4 protein-coding genes are annotated in these 3,282 nt (G+C 72.1%); 1 reads left to right on the top strand and 3 read right to left on the bottom strand.

Annotated features, from left to right (window positions below; genetic code table 11):
• On the top strand, positions 1–358 hold a 358-nt coding region (locus AC2W7M_RS22500; RefSeq protein WP_486135060.1), incomplete at its 5' end, for a glutamate--tRNA ligase family protein.
• Positions 359–389: 31 nt separating this feature from the next.
• On the opposite strand, the gene AC2W7M_RS22495 is transcribed toward AC2W7M_RS22500, so the two are convergent.
• From AC2W7M_RS22495 to AC2W7M_RS22485, 3 genes are all read right to left on the bottom strand, one after another.
• Positions 390–1,202 (bottom strand): AEC family transporter, encoded by an 813-nt coding sequence (locus AC2W7M_RS22495; RefSeq protein WP_486135058.1) that lies wholly within the window; start codon positions 1,200–1,202, stop codon positions 390–392.
• Between the two features lie 137 nt (positions 1,203–1,339).
• Positions 1,340–1,636: a hypothetical protein gene (locus AC2W7M_RS22490; protein WP_486135056.1), complete on the bottom strand. Its 297-nt coding sequence runs from the start codon at positions 1,634–1,636 to the stop codon at positions 1,340–1,342.
• A 246-nt stretch (positions 1,637–1,882) separates the two neighbouring features.
• Positions 1,883–2,788: a transporter substrate-binding domain-containing protein gene (locus tag AC2W7M_RS22485; protein WP_486135054.1), complete on the bottom strand. Its 906-nt coding sequence runs from the start codon at positions 2,786–2,788 to the stop codon at positions 1,883–1,885.
• Positions 2,789–3,282: the final 494 nt, after the last annotated feature.

Genomic DNA, 3,282 nt, shown 5'->3' with positions numbered 1-3,282 from the left:
GCGCGCGGCGGCTGCCGGTCCGCTCTTCTGGCGCGAGGCGCAGGGGCGGCCGGAGGGACCCGCCGCCCCCGTAGAGGCGGCCCCCGAAGCCTGGGGCGACGTGATCCTTGCCCGCCGCGACGTGCCCACCAGCTACCACCTCTCGGTGGTGGTGGACGATGCGGCGCAGGACATCACCCACGTCATCCGCGGCGCGGACCTGTTCCAGGCGACGGCGGTGCACGTCCTGCTGCAGCGCCTGCTCGGCCTGCCGCAGCCGATCTACCACCACCACCGCCTGATCCGCGACGCGCCGGGGCGAAGCTCTCCAAGAGCACGGGCTCGGCCGGTCTTGCCCGGCTTCGCGCGGCGGGCGTGACGGCGCCGGAGGTGCGCCGCCGCCTCGGCCTTCAGCCGACGCCGAGTACGTAGAGCCAGAAGGTGATGGTCAGCACCGCGAGCACGGTCGAGAGCGACACCGCGCTCGACGCCGTGCCCACCTCCACGCCGTAGCGCTGGGCGAACAGATAGCCGTTGATGCCGCACGGCATGGCCGCGAACAGCACGGCGACGCCGGCCCAGACCGGCGGCATGGGCAGCAGGAAGGTGAGCATCAGCACCGCCAAGGGGTGCACCAGCAGCTTCAGCGCGCAGATCACCGAGGCCGGCGCCAGCCGGCCGCTGATGCCGTAGCGCTTCAGCGACAGGCCGAGGGAGATGAGCGCGCAGGGCGTCGCCGCCGCCGCCAGCATGTCCACCAGTTGCTTCGGCACCCCGGACACCTGGAAATCCACCAGCCGCGACAGGCCGCCGAGATAGATGCCGAGCAGCACCGGGTTCAGCGCCAGCGCCTTGGCGAGGCGAACCACCGTCGCGCGGGAAAAGCCCGCCTGGCCCTCCAGCATCACCGTGGCGGCCACCATCATCACCGGCAGATGGATGGCGATGAGCAGGAACAGCGGCACCGCCCCCGCCTCGCCATAGGCCTTGAGGATCAGCGGCACGCCCACGAACACGGTGTTGGCCTGGCCGGCGGTGAAGCCGTGGATCACTGCCTCCACATGGCCCCGCTTCAGCACCAGGCGGGCATAGGCCATGGCGAGGCCGAACACCAGGAACGCGCCGGTGAAATAGGCGATCCAGTAGCCCCAGGGCTGGGCATCCGGCAGCCGGGCCTCGCTCAGCGTCTTGAAGATCAGCACCGGCACCGCGAGGCCGAACACGAACTCGGCGAGCCCCGGTCCCGACGCCTTGTCGGAAATCCAGCCCGACCTTCCGCCGCGGCGAACCCCACCCCCACCATGCCGAACACCGGCAGGACGATAACGGCGATGCGGCGAGGGTGTCCAGCATGTCCGGCTCAGGCGGCCCGGGAGGCCGGCGCGCGCACGGGCGCAAGCTCGGCCGCGCGCACGCCCACCGTCACCGCGAGGCGCATCCGCAGCCGTTCGGCCACCGCCGGCTCGGCGGAAAAGTCCAAGGTGGCCGAGAGGCCGCGGGCATCGGCGGCGCAGGTGACGGCGCTCGGCAGCACGTCGTGGATCACGAACGGCTCCAGAAGGCGCAGGAGCAGGTTGGGATCGGCCTCGGCCGCCACGGTCAGGCGGTGGAGGGGCAGAGGCTGGGACGCGCTGGGCGCCGAAGGGTGCGAAGACATTGGGCCGGTTCCGGGAGCGGGCCGCGGGCGCCTGAAGGAGAGCAGGGCCCGAAAGGGCCGTCGGCGCGCGCGTCGAAGCAGAAGGGATGCGGTTCAGGAGACCCGGCCGAGCGTATCGACCGGGCGAGAAATTCGCCGCTGCGCCGGAAGAAGGCCCGGCTTCCCTTGTCCGAAGTGGCACATGCGCGATCCTTAGTCCCGGCCTGCGCGAGCGTCAACCGCCGCGCGGCACGGCAGGGCACGGCCTCAATAGAACGAGACCGGGAACCAGCGCAGATAGAGGTCGGTATAGACCCCCTTCTCCCAGATGCGCTGGAGCGCATAGTCGATGGCGTGGCGCAGCCCGTCATTGCCGGCCTTGACCGCCACCGCGAAGCCGTCGCCGAAGAAGCGGCTTTCGGTGAAGGGGCCGCCCACGAAGGCGCAGCAGCCGCCCGAATCCGTGCCGTTGAGCCAGATGGCGAGGGTGATGCCGTCGGCGAAGACGAGGTCGACCTCGCCTTTGCGCAGGGCCTCCTGGGCGCCCTTGAGATCAGCATAGGTGCGGATCGCCGCCTCGTTGAAGAACGAGCGCAGATAGGCCTCGTGGGCGGTGCGCCCCACCACGCCGACCCGCTTGGCGGCCACGAGTTCGGGCGTCGCATCCGCCGGGCCGGCACCGCGCTGGCCCACGAACCGGGCAGGCGTGCCGAGATACCGTTCGGAGAAATCGAGGCCGGCCCGCGAGGCCGGAGTGGCGGCGACGCCGGCGATGGCCGCATCCGCCCGCCCCTGCTCCACCGCCCCCACGATCTGGTCGAACGGCTCGGCGGCGATGGTGCAGGAGGCCCCGAGCTCATCGCAGATGGCCCGCGCCAGATCGACATTGAAGCCGGTGAGCGCGCCGCTTGCTCCGGTGAAATTGAACGGCGGGTAGTCGTCTGCCGTCACGAAACGCAGGGTCTTGGGCAGGCGCGCCGCGTCCGGGCGCTCCATCCGGCGCTCCACGTTCCAGAAGTTCGGCACCTTGACCGCGGCCGGCTTGCCGCCTGGCGCGGCCTGCTGCGCCGCCGCGCCGCCGGCCGACGTCCACACCAGCACCAGCGCCGCGACCACTGCCGCAACGCGTGTAGCCACAGGCCGCCGCACCCGATTTGGGGATGGATTGTCCATCGCCGCTCCTGTACCTTCAGATTGCAATGCGCCGGAGGGGGCGACGCATGGTGGGCGAGGCGCACGGCGCCGGCAAGGGCACAGGCGTGCGATGGGCCGGGGCCGCCTCGGGCGCTGCGCTGAGGACCTGGGTTTCGCGCCCCGCATCGCGCGCCATCGATTCCGGACTCGCATCGGCCCTTCCTATGCCGCCGGAGCTCCGCCCTTTCAAGGCGGCGGTCGCGCCCGCGCTTCTCGCCGCGGCAGCCCTGCGCGCCCGCAGTATCGGCGTCGGCGGAGACGAGGTCCTGGTGGCGGCCGGCGCGGTGACAGCGGGCGAGGCGGCAGGCCTGATCGCGGAACATCTCCGGCGTCGCCGTCGCCGACCTCGATGGGATGCCCATGCCCGCGGGGCCGCTCGCCAAGGCGGCCCTGCGCACCGGCGTCATCATGGAGCCCCTGCCCCGGCGGGCGGACCCGCTTCACCTGGGCGGCGGCGGGCCGGCAGGTGCGGC

The sequence above is a fragment of the Xanthobacter sp. BG11Y11_SDJG genome, assembly GCF_057364445.1.
Note: the sequence above shows the minus strand (reverse complement) of the source record. Positions and strands in the feature narration are given on the sequence as shown.

Coding starts and splice junctions, on each gene's coding strand:
- AC2W7M_RS22490 (WP_486135056.1), bottom strand. CDS start 1,636: ATGTCTTCGCACCCTTCGGCGCCCAGCGCGTCCCAGCCTCTGCCCCTC.
- AC2W7M_RS22485 (WP_486135054.1), bottom strand. CDS start 2,788: ATGGACAATCCATCCCCAAATCGGGTGCGGCGGCCTGTGGCTACACGC.